The organism is Acinetobacter sp. YH12140 (assembly GCF_013418475.1).
GTDB classification, from domain to species: domain Bacteria; phylum Pseudomonadota; class Gammaproteobacteria; order Pseudomonadales; family Moraxellaceae; genus Acinetobacter; species Acinetobacter amyesii.
Window position 1 is genome coordinate 271740 of sequence record NZ_VPBZ01000005.1, and the last position, 21807, is coordinate 293546.

Below are 21807 nucleotides of genomic sequence, written 5' to 3' on the forward strand. Positions count from 1 at the left end.
TAGTACTCCTGAGCTGAAAGCCTAGTGATAGTCCAGATAATCCACGATGTAGACATCACCATCTTCAAATTTAAAAATAACCCGCCAATTACCATTTACAGTTAACGACCATTGTTCTTGCAAATTCCCATTCAGCTTATGTAAGCGCCAATTGGGCGGTGTTCTTAGATCATTCACTGTAGATGCAGCATGCAATGCAGCAAGTATTAAACGTAATTTAGAAGAATGTGCTGCTTGAATACCTGCTGTTGTACCAGTTTGGAAGAAAGCCTGAAGACCTTTATGTTTAAAACTCTTAATCAAGCTTCAGCATCCATTCGTATAGCGTATATATACAATATACAACAAATTGGAAAATATGTATAGAAATCTAAAATGAGGTTTATTGAACCGACCACTTTTTGTAAGCATTGGCCAGTTTCACATCATAAGAGTTTTTAGCGTATGCGACCCCGTTATAGCCACGTGCAAAGGCTTTCCAATCTTTATTTTTTAATGCATTGACTAGGCCATTCACTTGAATGTATCGACACATGGCATCAAGTTGCGAGGCTTCATCTTTATACATGGCATTTATAAATGCTTGTAGAGATGCATATCCTAAAGCCTTCCAGTGATAGCCCATGACCTGCCCAATCCCCCAACTCGCCGACTCTAAGGCTGAAGCCCGATGATATTGTGCTGCAGCATTTAAGCGACCGTGTTGAGCTGAATACAGACCATATCCACCTGTACTTTTACTGCATAGATCCGGTCGCTTGACCATCATAAGTTCTACTGTCTTTGCTTGGCCATTGGCAATCAAGCGCTGCCGCATCACATGACGCTCAAATAGAATCACTGGTGTGTTGTCAGCATTAAAGCCTGATCCTTTACATTCAACTTCTATCACAGCCCGCAATGCTGCAGTTTCAACCCCTAGCAATTTTGCTTGGGTTGCAATTTGTGCTGTTGTTAATTTTTTACTCATTTCACTTTCCTTTAGGCATAAAAAAAGCGCCTTATGACGCATACACTGACAATAAAAAACCGACCTTGTATTGGGTCGGCTTAAGCTTTGATTGCTGATACCAATTCAGGGGATTTCCATGCCAGTATCATTAATATGATGATGAGTGTTACCTTCCAGAAACCATATTTATCCATGATTGCCTCTACAAATTTAATAATCACTGTTATACTTTCAGGCATACATCCTTTTCCTCTTTTCTCGCTCTGTGGATTGGGGAAAAACAAAACCCTGATGTTTGCCTCATCGGGGTTTTCTTTGGGTATAAAAAAGCGCCTTATGACGCATACACTGACAATAAAAAACCGACCTCTAAAAGAAGTCGGTTTAAGATTTGATAGCTAAAATAATTTCAGGCAATTTCCATAATAGAATTGGAATGGAAAATAATACCAAGAAGGCAAAAATAGTTTGCCATAATCCATGTTTTTCAATAGGCACTTTTATAAGCTCCACTATTGGTTTAGAATATTCGAACATAGATTGATCATGTCTCCTTTCCTTTGGGTTGATATGAAAAAAAACCCAGTGCTCTAACACTGGGGTTTTTCTTTAGGCATAAAAAAAGCACCTTTCGGTGCTTATGTAATAGAAATGGACTATCAGAGCCGATTTACATTCTCCAAATATATGTACAGACAATGATCGTGAAAATAATTGCTATAAATCGCCATGCTGACATTTTCCTTAACTCCATTAGACAGAAATTAGCCAATTTGATAACATCATCCATACGAAATGTTTCTCCTCTTACTTTTGTCGGTGGGTTGAGATTTAAAAAGCCCGTGATTGCCGTCATGGGCTTTTTGCTTTTCTAGGCCACTATATCGGCCCAAGCTCACACTTAAATGTGGAACTATTTCCTAAAATTCAGGCATAAAAAAACCACCTCAATGGGCGGTTTTTTGTATCGTTTAAAGTTAATCCATGCAGTCGATGTAAAACTGGCTTGCATACTCAGATGCGGCAGAAATTAACCCATCTTCGCTATACATAATTATTGGGTATTTGAAACTATCAACAATTATTGATTGCATAGCTTTTTTTACTGAAGGCTCATCCTTCTCACTAATTACAGAGAACATTTCCTCTGCGCTAGCACCACTTTGTCTTGCTTTAAAGGAGTTTTCCGCAAATCTAAAAACCGCAGAACATATTTTGTTTTTTAATCCTGGATCGCTCTCTACATCAGAATTGGTTGTTATTGGTTCTGGGTAGTACGCTCCCTCTTTAAGCACTTTAGTATGTTTATCTATTAAATCAGCATGAGCTATTGAGTAAGAAAATAAGGTTATAAAAACAAATAGTTTGGATTTCACACCCAACCCCCAATTTATAATTTAGAACAAGATACTAATATTGTGGGCAAAAAGAAACCACCACTTGAAGTCTGACTTTTATTTCAGGACTTCAACAAGTGTTGCAATTGCATTCAATATTGGTGCGGTCTGCCATACAATTAGGCCAAATACCACAAAACAAGCAATTATGTATGTCCAAATCCTTAGCGTTTTGCTTTCAGAAATTTTATTCACTGCTTTATCAACCTTTAAATCTAGGTTAAGATTCATATATGTTCTGATCCTCAAGTCTGCGTTGTGGGTTGGAATCAAAAGACCTCAGTGCTCTAACACTGGGTTTTTTGCTTTAGGCATAAAAAAAGCACCTTTCGGTGCGTATGTAATAAAACCAACCTCTCAGTAGCCGATTCACATTCTCGAAATAAATGTACAGACAATGATCGTGAAAAGAATTGCTATAAATCGCCATACTGCCATATCACACAAACCATTTCATTAATGCTGTTATGGCGACTATTGCGCCTGTAAGACTACCAACCACCAGTGAAATAGACTTACCCCACGCCATAATGATGGCTACTTTTCCTATATCTTTTTCGCTCATTTTTCCCTCTATGCTGATATCGGGTTTGGTGTTAAAATTATCTGACATGAATATTTTTCTGATCCTTTTATTAAAGTTTTGGAAATAAAAAAAGCCAAGAATTGCAGTTCTTGGCTTTTTACTTTTTAAAATTTTTGATTATTTTCTAAGATCATTTCTCGCATCTTTCAGCTCTTTCACAACTTCAATAATCGTCTTACCTTCCTGTTTATTGATGAAGTTAAATGTCCAACGCACGATAGCCCAACCGGGTAAACCACAGATAAAGAAGAAACCACCTAGGGCAATCATTCCCCATATATCAGTTACCCATTCATGTAAGCCCCATTTCACGATAATAAATGCACCGCCTGTAAGGCTGGATACCACAGTACAAATTAAGCCAACAGCCCATTCCTGTGGTGAACGCGGTAGACGCATCATAATGACGACTGTTGCAACCAAGCAGATGGCCAATGTGACTGCAACTGCAGCACCGTAAAATTTTAAAAAAGCTGCGAAACCACTTGTAGAGACAGGCTCCATTAAATTCCCCTAATTTTTAGGCATAAAAAAAGCACCTTTCGGTGCCATTGTTTAAATGATTCAGACTTCTATCTGACTGTGTTGACCTGATGGTGCTGGCCGTAAAATTTGTTGATTTGAAATGAACACACGTTGCCCTATGTTGTAGGCTGTCCCGCTAGTACAAAGTACTGGTCCAGATCCTCCATCCACTTGAACACGATATTCAGGATGGCGTGCAGAAGTAATTATTCCAATTAATTCTGTATGAGTTGGATTCAACAGTTTACGAAGTTCAAATAAAGGATTAGTCACGATGGATGCGCTCCACTTTGATGGATTCCGTCACTTTGCCATGACTAAATGAACCACTTACAGAATCAATGACTCCCCACCACTGTCCGTGGAATGCCACGGTTTTACCCGGCAGCATTTCTCCAATTTCTTGAGAGACCGGTAAACCTGACAAGGTGTGGAATTCTTGAATATTGGCTTTGATTAACTCCATCTTGCCAAAGCTTGCACCTGACACGACATCAAACATTGGACCACTCACAGCTTCAAGAGGAACATCACCTGCAGTATTGCGCTGTTTCACAGTCAGGCTGTCACCACTTCGACTATTCAGGACATTAATGGCATTGAAGTCGGCTATGTAATCCTTGTTTTGTTCAATGACTTGTTGAATCACGAAACTCTGTGAAATGAGGATATCGTAGTCATCCACAGTCATTGCGTCCCAATAGCCTTTTTTATAGCGCGGTAAAATTGAAAGCGTATTGCCTGATTTTTGGCTAAAGATGAAACCACCACCAGCCTCGACCACTTGTTTAATCGCGTCCATTGGTGCAAGTTCGGCATAGCTCAGACTCTCAACCGGCACGATCCAGCCGACGTCATCAATCAACTTCCAGTCCAGCTCGGTACCAGATTGTGCTCGATCAATTTCTGCTTGCACGAGCTGTACAGACGTTCGCTCATTGTCTTGAATGAATGATCGTTTAGCTGCGTAATCCGCTGCATTGAGTGCTGTGATACTTCGACCATCATAGGTATATGATTTATTTGCAAACTTAATTGTCTCTGTTTCAGACTCAAGTAACACATGATGTTCAAAACCATTGATCATCAATTTCAAAATCATCGGCTGATCATTGATTGGCTGTAGTTTTTCTTTCTCCGTATGTGCCACGGTAATTGAATAAGACCAACACCATGTACTACGGCTACAGTTGTATGTACCGCTAATCACTTTAATCGGCTCACCATTATCTAAGCGTTCCGCACTTAAATCATTCACGATATACCACCAGTTTTTCTTTGGTAGTGCTGGGATACAATCATCCGCACCAAAATTTAAAATGACATTGTGAGCATCTACTTCAGTGCATGAACAAATGAAGTTGAGATTTCCATCGCCCACATATTTGGGTAATTCAGGCTTTGGCCAAGGCTGAACCGGATGCTTGCGATAATGAATGGATTTGGCTTTATCCCAAGGCAATTCGTTCTTCGTAATAATCTCTAAGCCTTTATCCCATTCAAACGAAAAGAGTTTTTCAAATTGCTCAGCCACTTCATGTAAATATGTGAATTGCTTACGTCTGCGAATCATTTCTTGCCATTTTGATTCGCGGTTGTGTCGCAGCTTGATTGTGTCCTGATGTACATAACGTTGGTGAATAAAGCGCGCCACGCCTTGCTCCCAGACCATCTGCACATCAGCACTTAAACCAATTGCTTGCTCATGCAGTATGCGTACCGCTTTGCTCAGCAATGTCGCCTCATTAAATTCAACATTTGAAATGCTTGAGACCACTAAACTCTTATCAAAAAAAAGAGCCTCATTTGAGACTCTTAGTATTGGTTTTGACCATGAATAGTCTTGGGGTCTAGATCTTGTTGCTGCTTGTTCAAAGAGACTAATCAACGCTAGGCTCACACCCAGCTGATGGTTCATATTCAGTTTGAAATGTGCATCAGGTGAAATAGCGCAATCCACAATAAACTCAATCGTACCTAATTGATCAATGCCCACAACATTGAGTGCAGGATCAACAGATGTTAGCGCTATGAAATCAACTTGGGCTATTTGGCCAACCAGTGCTGTTACTTCAATATTTACTGCAGTATTAGTAACTACATCAATCTGATTAAACGAAGATTGGTGTGCAAATACTTCAGCCAAGATTCCAACATTAACTGTGAAATCAATTTGCGCTGATACCTGATCCTGATCACCAAAATTAAGGTTGCTATCACCAGGGATTAAATCTTCGAAATTCAGAATTACATGATGCGCATCCTGAGGGATGTAATTAGACACATAAATCCCCTCATTAAATTGATGGTCGGATCTTAAAGCTGTTAATCATTAAAGTACTTCCAAGGGGTAAATCTGGGTTCGCTAACGTTATATGAGTCCCAACTTCAAGATCTACATATACTTTGCCAGTACCACTATAAATACGAGCCCACGTCGCTACCCCTGCTTTAGTAACCAAAGCTGCATCAGTTTGATGAAGTTCGATAAAGTCCACTCCAATCGACTTAAAACATGGCTTAGGCAAAGTTAATGTTACCAATTTCGCAGATTGATTTATGGGATCTGTTACATCTGTAGGTTTTAGATCGTCAAAAAAGACAACGGTGGCATTTTGAGTACCACCATCGAGAAAATTTACGTGTGCCTGAATTGCGGCAAGCCCAGCTTCCAGAGAGGTATTTACACTCATTTCGCCACCACTTTGTCAGAGATTACGGCATTGTAGTTTTGCTCTGGATCTAAACCCACAACAAAGCATTCAAGTCCTGCTGCAATATTTCTAAATGCAAATGAACCATCTTGTTTAGATCGTACTGTCCACAAGTGAGTTTTATCACTACGTTTAAATGCCGAAACTTCAACGCCTGGGTAAATAACACCCTTTTTTTGGGTTACACCTTTAATTAGACCAAATCCCTGATCAGGTGAACTGATTGTCATTATTGGCTTTGTTAGCAGCATAACCTTATAGCCCATTGCAGCCAGCTTAATGTAGTTAGGGGTATAACCACCCCAAAATACACGAGAGATTTTAAGCAATTTTAATCTCCTCAATTGGAAATGCATAAAAAACTGCATATTGTGCTGAATTTCCTCCCGACAGTGAATGAACAAGGATATTTGAATTTAAGTCAATATCAGAAGTTAAAGATGGGGTTAAGGTTGGTGTGATTGACGGGGCATTGGTTGCAGCATATTTTAGCCGATAAGCTCCAGCAGCAATCATTCCTAAAAATTGGCCATTGTTGCGCATGTACAATGGAATTGGCTCTGCGGTTGTTGTGTTGAAGCCATCAAGAGCTGTTGACAGAAAAGAGTTAATTGCTTGTGGATAGGCATCTATATATGATGCTGTCCCACTAGTTGTACTTGTTACTTGAAAAATAACAGGTGTTGAGGCAATAAAAGCTTGAGCATATGTCAGTGTTGTTCCATTGTTGCCGGCACTTATCGACCCATAAGTGGAGCCAATCAATATCGGATACCTTAAAGAATCATAATCATGAGTAAGTGTGGGTAAAATGGCATTTATAGATCCGTAGCCTGCTAATGGACCAGTATTTGATAAAAAAGCAAGATGATATAGGCTCCCAACTACCTGTCCTTTACCATATGTACTATAGCCTTGCGCGTATGTATAGTCGTTATATATAGCACTTGCATGTACTTGAAATTCCCATTTAAATCCATTATCAGGCACCGTAATTGCTTTATTTTCATCAATCGCATTTAAATCAATAATAAACCCTGTTGCTGGATCAAATGACTTCCCAATGCACGGACTAAGGCAATTTCTCCGCGCACTTTGATTTTGAAAACAGACGCGCAAATAAATATCTGACTCATCAAGCTGTTTAAACTTATAAACTTGAATATTTGTCTTTTCATAAACCAACTCCCATCCCAAGGGCGCGACAATTGTTGTAAATCCTCCTGCTATTGAAATTGGCGCATCGTCAATTGTGACGGTCAACGAGGTTGCGGTAACACTATCAATTACAAACTCCCCACCGTGGATTGCCGCTAAAGGCCCAGAGCCAACCTTCAACACACGATCAGCGACATAACCATGGGAGACTCCATAGTTAAACGTCACTTGATTGCCAGCTACAGAAACACTTGCCACTGTTTGTGAGTTGTAACCCAGAGCCAACATGCGTTTAAAACGATCAGGAAATAAGTTTTTAGACCCTGCACAAAAATCTAATCCCACATCAGAAAAATCAAATAACTTAGTTTGTGTTTGCTTCATCACCATATTCTTTTACTCATAAAAAAGACCGCATAAAGCGGCCATATTTGAATTTATTTATTAAGCAACACGGTCAATATCACCGCGCAGCATGATCTGGAATGCATCAGATATTTCTGTAGGCTCAGACTGCTTCACCGTACGAATCACCCAGACTGGAAAATTACAAGCAATGGTGTTAAATCGAAGAACATTGCCATTAGCCCAACCACTAGCCCAGCCTTCTTTCTTAATTGTGAAATATGGTGCTGCAGTAGTTGGATTCATCGGACTGAAATCTGAATTAACATTTCCTGTCGCAATTTGACCTGTATATTCACCCACGCATTTAAAGTTCGTTGCATCAGTAAACTGCAAATACCAACGCTCTTGAATTGCACCTTTGTTCGTGACTTGAATCGGATACAGCGCATCATTGTAATTCGCACTGATTAACGTGCCTGTTGCCTCATCCAACCATTGATTCGACCAGGCCTGCTGCACGAATTTTCGAGTGTACCGTGCCTGCATGTCATTAATGACCAATGCTGATCCAACGATCGTATTGTCTGCATCGTAGCTGTGGGTTAATGGCTTGGTAAAAGTGACTTGGCCATTGATTTGAACATCACGGATCTGTCCCATATCTTGATAACGATATTTTGCTATTAATGGCTCAACCAAGTCCACCAGCGTAAAATCACCACCAAGCGTCACGCGACCATAATCATAGTCAACGGTGTACAAGTCATAACCCACTTTTACACCGTTTGCATCTTCAAGTTCACACCATGCAATACGCTGATCACTTAAATCGTATGTCGTACCGGCAATTGCACTCGGCAATTCCTGTGACTTAGTTGAGCTGACAATACCAATGCCACCAACTCGGAAGATTGGTACACGACCATCGATCGGCAAACGTGTTGCTGATAAACCTAATAACTCAGAATCAATCGGCAGATAAGTGTAAGCAATAGCGTTATAGCGAACGCTTGAAGCATCCACCCATACCGGCACATTGATATAGGATTTACCTGATTCTTCATATTCTAGTAGTGGATCATACCACTCATGTGCTTCTAACTCTGCACGATTAGCAGTTGTGATTTCGGTCTTGGTATAGAAATAAATCTGCACAAAACCGTTATCCCAATTCACTTTACCGTGAGCACGTGATGTCTCAATTACCCCGTTTTCATCGGCAGTAAGAGTGAGCTGACCATGTTTAAGCGTGCCCACAACCACAGTTAAAGACTGTACCCGAAGTGGAATAACCGGTGTGCGAAATGCAATCTTATTGACTGGTGGTAGATCCGTTGTCGTGGTCAAGGACTGCAATTGAATACTGTTGTCGGCATTCGGCGTCCAACTATTAATTTCAACAACACCTGTACCATACTGAATCAAACCTGACTGAATACCTGAATTAGTGGCAGGATCCACATTGCGATACAGCAAACCAGAACGATCTAAAAAAGTATCGCTCCCCACCTTGAAGCGAGCAGAACCCGTAAGGATCTGTTCATCAAAACCTGAGGACAAATCAACTTTGAGTTTGTCTGCAGTAAACGTATGTGTAGTTGAATTTGAACCCGTGGTATCGCGATACTTTACTTTCACATCAACAGTATTAAAGGCTTTTAAAGTGGTCTCACTACCAACAATACTAGATGTTTGTGGACTATAAAAAGTCATAGAAATCCCCTAAGCGGTAACATAAGTAACAGCTGCTTCAAATTTGGTAATAAACTGCTTGTAAACGGTTTGTGGTGTGACTTCGCATAAGCCAGTTGAATAGTTAATTGAACCTTGAACTACACCACGACTATTCACTAAATTACCCTGCGTGCTGGTTACCGGTACATCCGTTAGCAATACATGTGTTGCAAAGTTTCCTGTCTCAGTAGATACAGGAATTTCTAACTCAACACTATTCGGCTGAATGGCTGAACCTGTACCAATTGTGAATACCAACTTTTGACTCGAGTCCGGGATAACATCATTCTTGGTTTGTGTAATCGAAGTACCGAAGTTATAGATCACATTAAAAGTTGTCGATTTCTGTGGTAACTTATTTGGGATGATCTTGCCTGTGCCTAATGCATAATTAATTGAGCCCGTAGCATCACCAGTAAATTTTCCTTGAGCATTGGATGTTGCCGTTTTGGCTTCCCCTTCAAGCAACCAATTAATCGTCACGCCCGGTAATACCCCTAGATGACCTAGATCAAACTCAAAGGCAGCTTTTTCAACACTCAAATTTGAGCGTACAAAAGTCACAATCGGTGTACCCCAATTCAGCAGAATCACGCTATCCACATCAGGCAATGCACCTGCAGTTAAAAGCCATGATCCTGTCTCGTAATTAATCATCCCCGACCCAAAAGAACTGTTTGCCGCTTTTAGCTGACCAGAGCCATCATCTTTGAGCTCGTAAAACTTACCCTGAGCCATGTAAGAAATAGACAATGCACCGGGTGCAGGGATCGGAATCAATACGCCCGACCAGTTAGTACTTTGATTGTTTTGAGTCACTGGTATGGCACTACTCTGGTAATACTGATTCGGTGCGGCTGCCGGCTTAAAGGCAATGTTTAAACTCATGGTGCCGGTTGGTGCAGCAGAGGTCCATTTCACTAGACCTCGCTGATAGTCGATCGTACCGACTTGTGTACCAAGTGAGTTCTTTAAGAGCCCACCTTGGTCAGTAATAGATTGACCTTGCATGGTAAATGACACAGAACTTGGCATGACTGCAGAACCAATATATAAGTTCTGATTTTCACTCACGACTTGCGATGGATAATTCACAGTGATCAAACCATCACTACCTGGCACTAAAACAACGCTTTCACCTGCTGCATTGACATCAATAATCGGTGTTTCACTTTGTGCAGATGGTATCAGTTGGGTAAACATTGAATCCGCATTAACCGTGTATTCACCCACGTTTGCATCAGATGCCAGTTGAGTCGATGAATAATACAAACCAGTATCTGCTACAAGCGTATCGCGGAGAATAGTTTTAGACGGTGTATTACCTGCATACCACTGACGCGCCGACAGACCCACAAAATCACGCTCTAACGGATCGTTGATTTGGTAAGTAGCAACTTTGTATTCAACTGGTTTACCATCAACAACCATCACTGCCGTGCGGGTATCAACCTTAGTAATCCGCACATACTGTTCAAATTGAAGCGCTTTGCCTTCATCAGAAATCAATACAATCGTGTCACCGACACTGGATTCCGTTTCTTGTGGAAACATTATGACTTGCAGTGATGACATACCCTGCCAATGTGTGTCTAGAGGTGTACCGGCAGTCTGGCCACCTTTGGCTGAGTAATTTTCAACTCGGTTTTGTGCAGCCTGGCGTTCGTCGGTCCATGATTCAGTGCTGAACAATAATGCTGATACGTTTGAATCCTTAGGAAGCTCTGAGACGAATACTGTGGCACCCATAAGTAAATCTGTGTCATTGGTCGTGACAGCTGGGAAGATCTTACGCATCGATACATCACCAACTGTACGATCCAGTTCAGATATGTCATTGAACAAGTTATTACTTAATCCGTCTGCCACAATCTGACCGTTATATTTCCCACCACCATCGCTATTATCGGTGTCACGCTCAGCGTGATAGATCACTAAATCTTTAGTTTCAATTGGCATTACTCACTCCAAAATCTGAGCGTTAAGTTCATGTGGTCATCCAGTGATACTGGTGGAATACCTTTCACCGGTGTTGCCTCTAAAGCACCATCTACATGATTAAAAACCACGTTAAACTTCCGTGTGTCATGCGCCCACTCAAATTGCAGTTCAAACTTTTCATTCAACACTGACCAAGCTTGCAACTTACGGACGACACCTAATGAAGCCCACCCCATGCCACTGTCCGCCGGCTGCAAAGTTATTGGCTGACCTGAGAGTTTGGTGCCTTCCTGAATAATTGGCGTGCCATCCATGGCATATTCCAAAGATTGCTCCTTGGCTTTCCAGCTAAATTCATCAGACCAAAAAAAACCGTCTTCAATAGAGACGGTTTCTGATGTTGAGATGCGTTTTATTTTCATGTTGATTTACTCAATGTACCTAACTGCTTAAGCATCGCCTCAAGGCTTGATTGACTCTCAGGCGATCCTGTTAGTTGCACTGTTTCATTACCTAGTTTGAGTTCATATGAAATACTCTTTGATGAAGATCCTAAGCCACTAGCTTTGGTAGATACATTATTAGGCGCATATTGCTGCATACGCTCTAATTCTCGATTCACTTGCTCTACGTTGCTTAAACCACCAAAGAAACCGAAGCCTGATGATTTATAGCCATTCACACCTTTGGTACCTTCATAGATATCTTTTGCATACTGTTTAGCAGCCGCATCTGAATATCCCATGGCTTTAAGCTCAGCTTCGATATCCTCGGCATTTTTAGCCATCTTGCCTTTGGTACCTTTTCGAGTCTCATGCATACCACTCGAAGCAGCACTAACGGCTTCTTCCCACGCGCTTTTAACTGAATCCGCTTCATCTCGACCAGTTTGGCCAAGGTTGCGAAATCCATCTTCAGCGCTACTTGAAGCACGGCGCACGCGGTGAATGGTTTCTTCAAGCTCACCATAGCTTTTGACTGACGCTTTACCTGATGAATCAATTTGTACTTCTAGGCCAAGTGAAGCTGCTTTGGCTTGTGCTATTGCAATCTGAGCTTTATCGCCTGTAGCAATAGTTGCATTGAGCATTTGCGTATAAGCCTGTTTAATGGCATCTGCTGTAGCCTGACCACTTTTACTCACCACATCAAAATTACGCTGAGCACTTGTCGCAGCATCGTTTAATTGCTCTTTAGTTTGTATCCCAAGTGCACTAAAGGCTGCTTGAACTGGATTTAATGCTGCTAGCAATTGTCTGGCTTTTTGCTCTATCTTAGTTAAGCCAAGAGCAACCTGCTCGCCAGTAATTAAGCCTTGCTTTTCAAGTTCAATTAATTTACTTTTCGCATAATCCAATTCAGCACGTGTCTGTGCAGTATCAATTGCTCTATTTAGATTTGTGGATAATGCCAGGCCTGTATCAATACCCTTTTGTTTGTACTGTTCAAGGTTACCAATGATGATCTGAACATCATTAGCAGCAGATTGAAATGTTGCAGAAAATTTGCCTTTTAATTGTTCGGTGCTTAAACCTGTACGCTCTAAAGAGGCTTTCATCACTGCCTCAGTTAATGCGGCTGTTTTTTCTGCTTCTTTGGATGTGCCTGCAAATGCAGCTTTAGCATTAGTTTCAAAGACCAACAGATCCTTACCATCCAAGGCCTGGCTAAGCCTTAACTGAAGATCTTCACTGGTGATCTTTCCCTGTTCTTGCAGAACGATTAGCGCAGTTACCGAATCATTAATCCCTTTAGTTGAATCAAACTTCATAGCATTGGATATTTTTTCCAAAGCCTCTTTGATTGGTTCACCTTTTTTGATTAATTCATCAAATTCAGCAACTAATTTTTTAGATTCTTCTGTTAGTTGATAGGTTTTGTCTCGTGCCTTTTCAGCTGCAGCAGCCTGCTCCGCTTTAATTTCTGCTGATACTTTTGCTCTGGCAGTTTCTAACGCAGTTTGACGTTCAAGTTCTTCAAATGCTTTACCATACCCTTGAAGCTTAGCAATACCTTCGCCAATTGCTGTGCCAATAGGTACCGCTACAGTACCCACCAATACGCCTATAGCAGTCACAGCCACACCTAAAGCACCAAGTCGACTAATGAGAGTCATAACTGATCCGCCAGTAGCGGCCATCGATGTGCCTGCAGCTGCTGAATTGGTGGCAAGCTGGGTTTTGGCAGTTGCTGCACCCCGTGTAGCTGCAGCATTCGCAATTTGAGCTTGTGTATTTGCAATTACAGATGTTGTCTCCTGTGTAATTGCTGCTGATGCTGCTCTTACGCCAGCTGCTTTATCAAGGAACACGCTTGCAATATTCAATGCCTTATAAGCAATGAAAGCTTGACCAGCCAAAGTCAATGTAGAAACAATGGTATCTAAATTTTCTGCAACATATTTGATTGCACCGGCTACTTTTTCACTTGCTCCAGTTGCTGCATCAGCTTCACCAATATACACAGTCCATGCTGTTTTCAAGTTTTCAATGGAAGCACCTATCGTTGCAGGGAATTTGGCATATTCGGAACTAATCTTTTCCGATTGGCTCAGCAAGGCCTTAGTAACAACATCAGTAGTAAGCTGTCCTTCATTTGCCATTTCACGCAATTGACCAGTAGTCACACCAAGACCATCAGCCATTGCTTGTGTTAAACGAGGTGATTGTTCAACCATTGAATTAAACTCATCGCCACGAAGTACGCCTGAACCTAATGCTTGGTTTAACTGAGTAATTGCAGCCTCATTGGATGCTGCTGATCCACCTCCAACCTGAATTGCTTTATTAATGGTTTCAGTAAGAGCTAAAGCCTGCTCTTGGGGCCATTTCATATCCTGACCAATTTTAGTTAATCGAGAATACAAATCACCCGTAGCTGTTAAATTTGAATTTGTCGCAATAGCTGTATTTTTAACATCGTCCATGGCTTTTTGCAGATTGCCATGTTCACCAATCGCAATATTTATACGCCCAGATAGATTTTTATATTCATCGGCAGTCTGAGCAATTTCCATCGCAGATGTACCAATACCAAGAGCAGCAAGCGCACCGGTTAACGCCGTAAAGCCTGTTTTTAAACCTTGTATTTCATTTGATACGCGCTGAGATGCTGTTTCAGTTTCATTCAACTCTTGATTTGCATGACCAAGTGATTGATCCAAATTATCAACTACAGGAATGGCTTGTTGCGAAGCTTGGCTAAAGTCATGCATCGATGCTTCAGTTAATTCTAGCGCTTGCTCTAAAGCTAATACCTTTGTTTTCGCGGTAGTTAATTCTTCCAATGAAACATCATCTGATGAATCCGCCAAAGCCTTCCAGGCCACATTAGCCGCAGTTAATTCTTTTTGTAGTGCATCAATTGCCGTTACACCTAACTGCCCAATTCGCTCCACCTCTTTAGTTGAAACAACTGCGCCATCCCCCATACTGTCAATTGCACGAGTGGCGCTCTGAGCTTCAGAAACAATATTGGTTAAATCTACTGACGTAAATTTTTGAACTTCAGAAATAGTTTTATTTGCGGCTTTATCTACACCAACCATTGCATCGGTGGCAGTTGCTTCATAAATACCAAATGCAGCCTCAACACTTTGGATAGATGCTTTAAGGTCAGCAACGCGATTAACGGCATTTTGAATATCTGACGGCGTAGCTTTTGTTTGTGATAGTTCAACAAGCTCGGCCTGGGCAACTACAAGCTCAGTATTCAATGCTCCAATCATTTGTTGGCTTTGCGTCGACATATCACGAAGCTGACTTGCGCTAACTGTACTTTTATCGCCGAGGTTACCGATTTCTTTAGTGGCTTTATTGAGCTCACCAACCAATGCATCCACTTGAACATTCTTTGCTTCTGTTCTAATGGTTTCGAATACTTTCTTAGTAACATCTTCAGACTGCTTTGCAGCAGCTACCAAACCTTTGCTATCACCATCAAGGATTAATTTAAAAGTAAGATTTTTACCGGACATGGCAACCTCAAATTTTTGGCAATAAAAAACCCACTCAACGGTGGGTATATATCAAATATACAAAAAGCACCCTAGGGTGCTTTTTTATTATTGCAATATTGTGCAATTTTTCTTCTCTCTTTCAGCCATTTCCAACTGCTTACTGTAATCAGTCAATAGTGATGCCGCCTTAAATTCATATTCTTTACCCTTCATAAATTCAAGATATGCATCAATATTTGTGGTCATAGCATCAGCATAAAGTAAGCGCGTGGATTCTGCACATCCCTGAAACTTCATTATGGAAATATTTCTCTTAATTTCCTGAAGCTTTGCCACGGGCTGAGATAATGCAATTCTACTGGTGGCACCAGCTACAGTTGCTGCATCTGTCCACTCAAGAATAATTTTATTTAACTCTTGTGCTTGCTGTGGAGTAACCTCCACTGTTTTTTCCATCTTGGCATCAACAATCTTATTAATAGTTTCTTCTTTAATTGGGGAGCCACCATATTGCTCATTTAATTCCGCAGCTTTTTCCTTCTCCAGCTTCTGCTGATGTGCAACCTCGGCTTGTTTAAGCCTTTCAACATCCGCTTTATTGCTCTCATTTATGAAGTAAAACAGCCCACCAACAATCAATATAGCAGCCACAATCAAAACTTTTAAGTTCACCCCAACACCCTCAATATATATTTATTGAGCACATATTAAGTGAAAACAGTAACTTACATCAATGTTTACTTAGCTCATCTTGGAACGTTATAAAGCCTTTTTTATCTGCATGGTGTGCTGCCCGAATGATATTTGAATCAAACTTGCCTCGGTTTCGTTGATACTTTTCAGCCGCTCTTAAGTAGCCAATAAAAGCCCCATAGGACATTTGCAGAATATCGTCTTGTCTATGTCCATATGCTATCAAGTACTGGAATGAATCAAACCAAGTTTGTTCAACACCACCTTTCTTCTTACGAATTTTAGGGCCTGGCTTAACGTCTTCATTGAAATATGCACCATTTACTTCGATCACATGTTTAAGAAGATGGCTAAACTCCAACGGATCTGATTCAGCGAGATCTAATAGCGTCTCTATTTCAGTGTTTGTACACATTGAGCAAAGTTGAAATACATGCGCGCCATAATCTTTAACCAGGCCTGCGCCGATTAAATCTGAATAATCACTTTGCTTTAGTCTGTCACGAATAACTGATGCAATCGGTGACCAGATATCAAAGTTTTGCATCTGCAGCTGCTTCACTTCCACATCATTACCAAGCACCTTAATTGTGATCGAGCGATTATTCGCTAAAAAGAAATCATTCATGATTGAATCTCTAAAACTCAGGCACAAAAAAAGACGCTTATGCGCCGTGGAGTTCTTTGTGCCTGAATAGGTTTAAGCTTTCGGAATTGTCACAACGTGGCCATATAGACCGAGTGTTGCATCCGTTCCTTTGGTCACATCAGATAAGGCTTGACCTGAAATTTCATATTGGCCAAGGTCTTCATGAATTAATGGGAATGTAGTTTCTGGTGATTTTTTAGTACGCCATAAACGAATAGCCATACTGTCTCCAGTTGCATTGTTAATCCCTTTAAAGAACAATTCATATTCTTTATTGAAATCACTCGCAATGGTGGTGCGACTTACTGCACCAGTGGTGTAAGTGGCTGTGACTGGCTCTGCAATCGTTTCTTTAAAAATCACGGTACCAAACACAGCATCAAGCTCATATTTCGATTCATCAATAGCTGCAGATCCAGCTTTAAACGAAACTGTTGTAAGGCTATAGCCGTTGAGCTTAATTTCTTCACTGACTTTCACGGTACCCAGTGCTTGATCCGTCACTGTATCGCTAGCAACTTCTGACTTCATACCAGAAAGGATGTACTGAAGGTTGGCATCATCCACTTCTTCAAGTTGTCCTGAAAAGTTCACACCAGTGGTCTTTGTAAGCACAAAGTCTGTTGTACGCTGACCGGATGTGCTTTCTGTGTGCTCAACCTGATCAGTTGTAATTTCAAGCTCAAATTCAGGCACGTTACCAATATGGCGCATCGCACCTGCAACACCATTTGCAATCTCAGATAAATAGAATTTACCTTGGAGTGAAATATAATTTTTAGCCATCGGTTTATACCTCTTTAGCGGGTTTATTTGGAGCAGATGGCTTCACTTCTTCAATGATTTTATCTGCAAGTAATTTGCTGATTTGATTCTCTGTCAGCCCACCAACAATATCGCCGGCAGAAAAACGCCCGACGGGTTGCCGGGCTTTATATTGTTTTGCCATGAATGTCTCCTAAATAAATTTTTGTGATTCAAAAATAATAGTGATGTATGCAAACCCAGGACTATAACCATCACGCACAGAAATCAGGTCTAATTCATTGCGAGAAGACTGCGGCTTCCAACCTGAAAGAAGCTGAATTACTTTTTCAGTTAAAAGCCCCGCTTCATCGCTAACTGCTCGACCATCATTCTTCTGTGACTGGGCATTGCGACACGCCACAGTCACCGCCCACTGCTGACCAATCTGATTAATCCCCCCTTTACCTGCGCTTGCTTTCTTGTCTATGCGTACAAAGTTGATATGCGCCGATGGAGTGACCTGCGACATTTCTGTGACCACTACTGAATTTAGCGGGGTATAAATCTGCTTAAACTCTGAAATTTCTTTCAGTTTTTCTGCAATCTCATCACGTACCGCGAAGAAGGTACTCATCTATAAAACTTCCTACGATATTTAGGATCATTTCTTCATCTGCAGAATTGATACCTAATTGTGTCCTTGGAGGATTAACCACCTGTTTTACTTTTCTGTATTGACCACCAACAGCAAAGGTAATGTATTGGCTTGTCTTTGGCAGAATCGTAGCACCGAAGTGAAGGTATGGCGCATAAAAGACGTTTGTCCCAACCTCAACACCATTCGAAAGAACGTTGTATGTGTAAGAATTCATCAAGCGCCCAGTATCACGTAGCGTTTGACCACCTTGCATACCCTCTCTTCCCTGCATGCTTGCACGCCAAGATATCTTCCATGGGTTACCATCAACATCAAACCCACCAATGAATCTTTCTTGAACACTGGTTGTTAATGCCAGGCCAATGTCTTCATAAAGTCGAGCTTTTTCAGCATCAATATCCAGCAATTGACTCATTACCGCCTCAATTGCTGAACTATTTGAATCAATCTTGATTGCAAACGCCATAATTGCCTCACTTGATGCTAGGCATCATATTTAAGACATCATCACCAAATACCCCACCACGATAAGTACTACCAATAGGTAAAGTACTTGGCTTCTTTGTAGGCTCATCATCAATAATCTCGTCCGATTCCTTAGACTGGATCTGTAAATGCGCCTTGTTTTCAGCCACGCGCTTTAAGAATGAGATTGCATCCTCATAGCGCTTTCGGACTTCTTCCGTTGGTTGCTGGAAATACAAGCGATAGCGTGCAATATCACATGCCATACGTTTCAAGTTACTTGGCACGTTAGGTAGCGGCAAAGAATAACGGCCACCTATGTGACCGTTAATTTCCTCTGTCGCGTCCTGAATGGCATCATCTACAGCGGTGACATTGGGCAGCATCATTAACAGTTGTTCTAGCTCATCACCAAATCGCACCACCAAGTCAGATTTAGTCGCATACATGGATCACCTACTTGGCTTCTGTAGTAGCCTTCTTCGCTTCGGCAGTTGCCTTTTTCAGGGCAGTTTCAGATGCAGCTAATGCTTTTTCAAGCTCTGCAACCTTCGCTTTAAGCTCACCATTCTCCTGATCTGATTTGACCTTTTCATCAGTCATCAGCTTATTTGCTGTAAGAAGATCAGTATTGGCTTTTTCAAGCTCAACTAAGCGTGCGGCTGTACCATCAGCCTTGGGTTCTGCTGGAGCTTTTTCTTCTTCAATCGCCCCAGATGCTAAAAGGGCCTGAAGTTGTTTAGCTTCAAGCCCTGTGATTTCTTGGCCTGGACGAAAGTGTCCAAGCGACTGCTTTGCAATGTACTTCGTCATAATATTTTCCTTATACGAACCCGCGACCGCCTACCAGGCCATTCTTATTGTTTGGAATCGCCAGTGGAGATGATTCAGCAAGCATTTGAATGCTTGAAGGGTTCTTTTCTTGCCATTGGCTTAGATAGAACTCTAGAGCTTGGCCAAAAGCCTCTACGTTTTGGATAGCACAGTGAGCGATCCAACCATTAGCATCAGAGATCAGTCCAAAGAAGTCTTCTGGAATAAATCGTTCCGGTGTACCGCCACCAATACTGTGTTGAACGTCATACGTCCAAATTTCAATGTTGTCGACCGTACCACGGAACTGCGGTTTATCCATTTGATCAAAGGTTGGAGTCAAAGGAACACTAATACCCGCATATGGTGCAATGAACTTCTCTTTAAACTCTGGATCTTTGATTAACGTGTTGTACACCTTAGATGTTGTAAGCGCCATTATTGGAGAGGTACCAGAATGTTCTACTGATAGATCAATCATGGTCTGGATATCTTTAACCGCTGTTGCACCAACCTGCCCCCATTTGATCAATGGAGCAAATGTACAAGCTGCATTACGCTCATAATCTACTTCATACATTGGGAAGTCAGCAGAAGCGAAGGTTGTCTTGCCATATAGCAATACATCACGGGCAATCAGCAACTTTCGGTTTTCAATCGATTGACGTAAATATAAAGCCTTTTGTGCTTGGTCAATCAGCAATAGATCTGCATCACTTAAACGGTTTGAGCCTGTGGCAATCACACCAAATTTACGCAATTGGGTAATCAAAGCGGTATTTTGAACATCGCTTGGCATGACCGTCATCATCGGTTTTAAGTAAGCCGGTTTGACGAATTTAACGTTACCAGACTCACCAACTTTAATTTGGCGACCAGCAGCTGTAGGCGTTACAAATGGTGCAAGCGGTGTCGCTGTATTTAACTCACCTACAGGAACTTCTTTTTTGGTATACGAGACACGTTGAGGAAAGAAGCGATCCATTAACCACGTGTCTACCTTCTGAGTAGTATCCGTTAATAACACCAACTGAGGTACATCCAGTAATTCAACCGGTGCATTCTGAAATGTAAATTGTTGACTCATTAATTATTTCCCCACAACTTTACGAAGTTCGATTTTGTTGATTAAGGCCTGGGCACGTACCGCGTCATACTGCGCTTCTGTTAGTGGTGTACCATTTACAGTCACCACAGCAATATCAAAAGCACCCTGTACATAGATCGGCATTTCCAGGCCATTGGCTGCATGGTAAGTAGCCTGCTCTACAGTCATATCTGTATTTGCAATTGCATTCCAATCACCCACCACGCCTTCGGTGACTGCAGGATGGTCTGCTAAGTTATTTGCATCAACCTTTAACAAATCACCACGCTTATACGCTGTAGCTGTTTTTACTTTGGCGTTCTCTGTACGAACGCCATCACCCACTACAAGCTGTGTAGTCGTGATTGTTTGAGTAATTGTTCCCATTATTTTTGCTCCTGAGAGGCTGCGAACTTACTGAAAGCTTGGTCTAAGGCTGTACCCTGCTGATTACCTTGCCCTTGTTGCCCACTTTGATCACCTGTAGCTTGATGACTAAACAAGTGTGAAAATTGCGGTGGTACCGTATTGTTTTGCTGTTGCTGCTGACCAGCTGGTGGTTGATTACCTGCAGAAAATTGCTTTAACTGCTGTGCCATAAATGCAAATGCAGCATCATCCATATCGGTATAGGATTTCTTTTCTTCAGCACTGAATTGCTTATTCATTGCTGTTTCTAAGCTTTTAATGTCATCTTCACGCTTATCTGCTTTGAACTTTTTAAGTTCGGCTTGTGCAGCATCGCGGTCTGTTTCAGCCTGCTTTAATTTGGCCTGGGTTTGTTCTAATTCGGTCACGTTAGTGTCCTCTTGGGTTGGGGTAAACGTTTGTGGATTATGGCTTGCAGCTACAGCCATGGTGTTTTCATCTGCACCTAAAGCGCAAAATGAAACTTCGCGGATACGACCACCACGAAATACTGTGATTGGTCCTTGCAAAGTCTTGCCATTCACGATGACCGTCTGATCGGCTGCCACCTCTTCGGTTTTTGCAGGCTCAATTCGTACAGACATCTGCCATGGAAAGCCATCGTCAGAATCCTGAGCAACCTGAACACCAAACTCATTACTCATCAGATCACCCTGCACAACTAAACCATCTTGATGGCTAATCGTATGGTTATTGATTGCTCCTGCACGTTGTCGGGAGCTATGTTCAAGTAATGCAGGGATTCGACCTTTAATTTGCATGCTGTCCAAATCAAAGATGACGCGCGTCCAATACCAGTGATCTGTAATAACTTCACCGCTATATGCAATCCCTGAAAAGGTTCGCTTCTTTTTTCCTTCTTCAGCTGGATCAACACTTAAATCACCCAACCGAAAACAGTAGTGATCCTGTTTTTCATCTATTGGCATTTTCATGCTCCATAAAAAAACCGC

25 protein-coding genes are annotated in these 21807 nt (G+C 41.5%); all 25 read right to left on the reverse strand.

The features are described from left to right. Positions 1–21: 21 nt before the first annotated feature. The 25 genes from FTU75_RS08295 to FTU75_RS08415 all read right to left on the reverse strand — a co-directional run bounded on the left by FTU75_RS08295 (position 22) and on the right by FTU75_RS08415 (position 21783). The gene (locus FTU75_RS08295) at positions 22–303 is read right to left on the reverse strand and encodes a type II toxin-antitoxin system RelE/ParE family toxin (protein ID WP_120368046.1); all 282 of its coding nucleotides are present in this window, start codon (positions 301–303) and stop codon (positions 22–24) included. Between the two features lie 79 nt (positions 304–382). Then, a complete protein-coding gene (locus FTU75_RS08300) occupies positions 383–970 on the reverse strand; it encodes an N-acetylmuramidase family protein (RefSeq protein ID WP_180089470.1) in 588 nt (195 codons plus the stop codon). Between the two features lie 80 nt (positions 971–1050). Continuing rightward, positions 1051–1191: a hypothetical protein gene (locus tag FTU75_RS08305; RefSeq protein WP_180115682.1), complete on the reverse strand. Its 141-nt coding sequence runs from the start codon at positions 1189–1191 to the stop codon at positions 1051–1053. A 738-nt stretch (positions 1192–1929) separates the two neighbouring features. Beyond that, positions 1930–2328 carry a hypothetical protein gene (locus tag FTU75_RS08310; protein WP_180115683.1) on the reverse strand — a complete coding sequence of 133 codons (399 nt, stop codon included), beginning with the start codon at positions 2326–2328 and terminating at the stop codon, positions 1930–1932. A gap of 460 nt (positions 2329–2788) precedes the next feature. Beyond that, on the reverse strand, positions 2789–2962 hold the full coding sequence (locus FTU75_RS08315; protein ID WP_180115528.1) for a hypothetical protein: 174 nt from the start codon (positions 2960–2962) through the stop codon (positions 2789–2791). A 90-nt stretch (positions 2963–3052) separates the two neighbouring features. Then, positions 3053–3439 (reverse strand): hypothetical protein, encoded by a 387-nt coding sequence (locus FTU75_RS08320; protein ID WP_078190808.1) that lies wholly within the window; start codon positions 3437–3439, stop codon positions 3053–3055. A 286-nt stretch (positions 3440–3725) separates the two neighbouring features. Next, complete coding sequence (locus tag FTU75_RS08325; RefSeq protein ID WP_180115684.1) at positions 3726–5744, reverse strand: hypothetical protein; 2019 nt, start codon at positions 5742–5744, stop codon at positions 3726–3728. A 13-nt stretch (positions 5745–5757) separates the two neighbouring features. Then, positions 5758–6153, reverse strand: a complete 396-nt coding sequence (locus tag FTU75_RS08330) for a hypothetical protein (RefSeq protein ID WP_180115685.1) — start codon at positions 6151–6153, stop codon at positions 5758–5760. Further along, the gene (locus FTU75_RS08335) at positions 6150–6503 is read right to left on the reverse strand and encodes a carboxypeptidase regulatory-like domain-containing protein (RefSeq protein ID WP_257223741.1); all 354 of its coding nucleotides are present in this window, start codon (positions 6501–6503) and stop codon (positions 6150–6152) included. Before FTU75_RS08335 ends, FTU75_RS08330 begins: the two co-directional genes overlap by 4 nt. Then, a complete protein-coding gene (locus FTU75_RS08340; RefSeq protein WP_257223742.1) occupies positions 6496–7716 on the reverse strand; it encodes a hypothetical protein in 1221 nt (406 codons plus the stop codon). Before FTU75_RS08340 ends, FTU75_RS08335 begins: the two co-directional genes overlap by 8 nt. A 60-nt stretch (positions 7717–7776) precedes the next feature. Next, positions 7777–9393 carry a hypothetical protein gene (locus FTU75_RS08345; RefSeq protein ID WP_180115688.1) on the reverse strand — a complete coding sequence of 539 codons (1617 nt, stop codon included), beginning with the start codon at positions 9391–9393 and terminating at the stop codon, positions 7777–7779. Between the two features lie 9 nt (positions 9394–9402). After that, the gene (locus FTU75_RS08350; RefSeq protein WP_180115689.1) at positions 9403–11373 is read right to left on the reverse strand and encodes a hypothetical protein; all 1971 of its coding nucleotides are present in this window, start codon (positions 11371–11373) and stop codon (positions 9403–9405) included. Further along, positions 11373–11777 carry a hypothetical protein gene (locus FTU75_RS08355; RefSeq protein ID WP_180115690.1) on the reverse strand — a complete coding sequence of 135 codons (405 nt, stop codon included), beginning with the start codon at positions 11775–11777 and terminating at the stop codon, positions 11373–11375. The genes FTU75_RS08350 and FTU75_RS08355 overlap by 1 nt, the downstream gene beginning before the upstream one ends. Beyond that, the gene (locus tag FTU75_RS18435; protein WP_257223743.1) at positions 11774–15331 is read right to left on the reverse strand and encodes a tape measure protein; all 3558 of its coding nucleotides are present in this window, start codon (positions 15329–15331) and stop codon (positions 11774–11776) included. The genes FTU75_RS08355 and FTU75_RS18435 overlap by 4 nt, the downstream gene beginning before the upstream one ends. Positions 15332–15418: 87 nt before the next feature. Further along, the gene (locus FTU75_RS08365; protein WP_180115691.1) at positions 15419–15985 is read right to left on the reverse strand and encodes a hypothetical protein; all 567 of its coding nucleotides are present in this window, start codon (positions 15983–15985) and stop codon (positions 15419–15421) included. Between the two features lie 58 nt (positions 15986–16043). Then, the gene (locus tag FTU75_RS08370; protein WP_180115692.1) at positions 16044–16634 is read right to left on the reverse strand and encodes a hypothetical protein; all 591 of its coding nucleotides are present in this window, start codon (positions 16632–16634) and stop codon (positions 16044–16046) included. Positions 16635–16706: 72 nt separating this feature from the next. Further along, complete coding sequence (locus FTU75_RS08375; protein ID WP_180115693.1) at positions 16707–17441, reverse strand: hypothetical protein; 735 nt, start codon at positions 17439–17441, stop codon at positions 16707–16709. Positions 17442–17445: 4 nt separating this feature from the next. Continuing rightward, the gene (locus FTU75_RS08380) at positions 17446–17604 is read right to left on the reverse strand and encodes a hypothetical protein (RefSeq protein ID WP_180115694.1); all 159 of its coding nucleotides are present in this window, start codon (positions 17602–17604) and stop codon (positions 17446–17448) included. Between the two features lie 9 nt (positions 17605–17613). Further along, positions 17614–18036: a hypothetical protein gene (locus tag FTU75_RS08385; RefSeq protein ID WP_168377672.1), complete on the reverse strand. Its 423-nt coding sequence runs from the start codon at positions 18034–18036 to the stop codon at positions 17614–17616. Then, the gene (locus FTU75_RS08390) at positions 18011–18526 is read right to left on the reverse strand and encodes a phage virion morphogenesis protein (protein WP_078193407.1); all 516 of its coding nucleotides are present in this window, start codon (positions 18524–18526) and stop codon (positions 18011–18013) included. The genes FTU75_RS08385 and FTU75_RS08390 overlap by 26 nt, the downstream gene beginning before the upstream one ends. Positions 18527–18533: 7 nt before the next feature. Continuing rightward, positions 18534–18974 carry a gp436 family protein gene (locus FTU75_RS08395; protein WP_180115695.1) on the reverse strand — a complete coding sequence of 147 codons (441 nt, stop codon included), beginning with the start codon at positions 18972–18974 and terminating at the stop codon, positions 18534–18536. A gap of 7 nt (positions 18975–18981) precedes the next feature. Next, positions 18982–19338 (reverse strand): hypothetical protein, encoded by a 357-nt coding sequence (locus FTU75_RS08400; RefSeq protein WP_180115696.1) that lies wholly within the window; start codon positions 19336–19338, stop codon positions 18982–18984. Between the two features lie 10 nt (positions 19339–19348). Beyond that, positions 19349–20425 (reverse strand): major capsid protein, encoded by a 1077-nt coding sequence (locus FTU75_RS08405; protein ID WP_180115697.1) that lies wholly within the window; start codon positions 20423–20425, stop codon positions 19349–19351. A gap of 3 nt (positions 20426–20428) precedes the next feature. Further along, entirely contained in the window at positions 20429–20812 is a 384-nt protein-coding gene (locus FTU75_RS08410; RefSeq protein ID WP_180115698.1) for a hypothetical protein, read from the reverse strand. Continuing rightward, entirely contained in the window at positions 20812–21783 is a 972-nt protein-coding gene (locus FTU75_RS08415) for a hypothetical protein (protein WP_180115699.1), read from the reverse strand. The genes FTU75_RS08410 and FTU75_RS08415 overlap by 1 nt, the downstream gene beginning before the upstream one ends. Between the last annotated feature and the right edge of the window lie 24 nt (positions 21784–21807).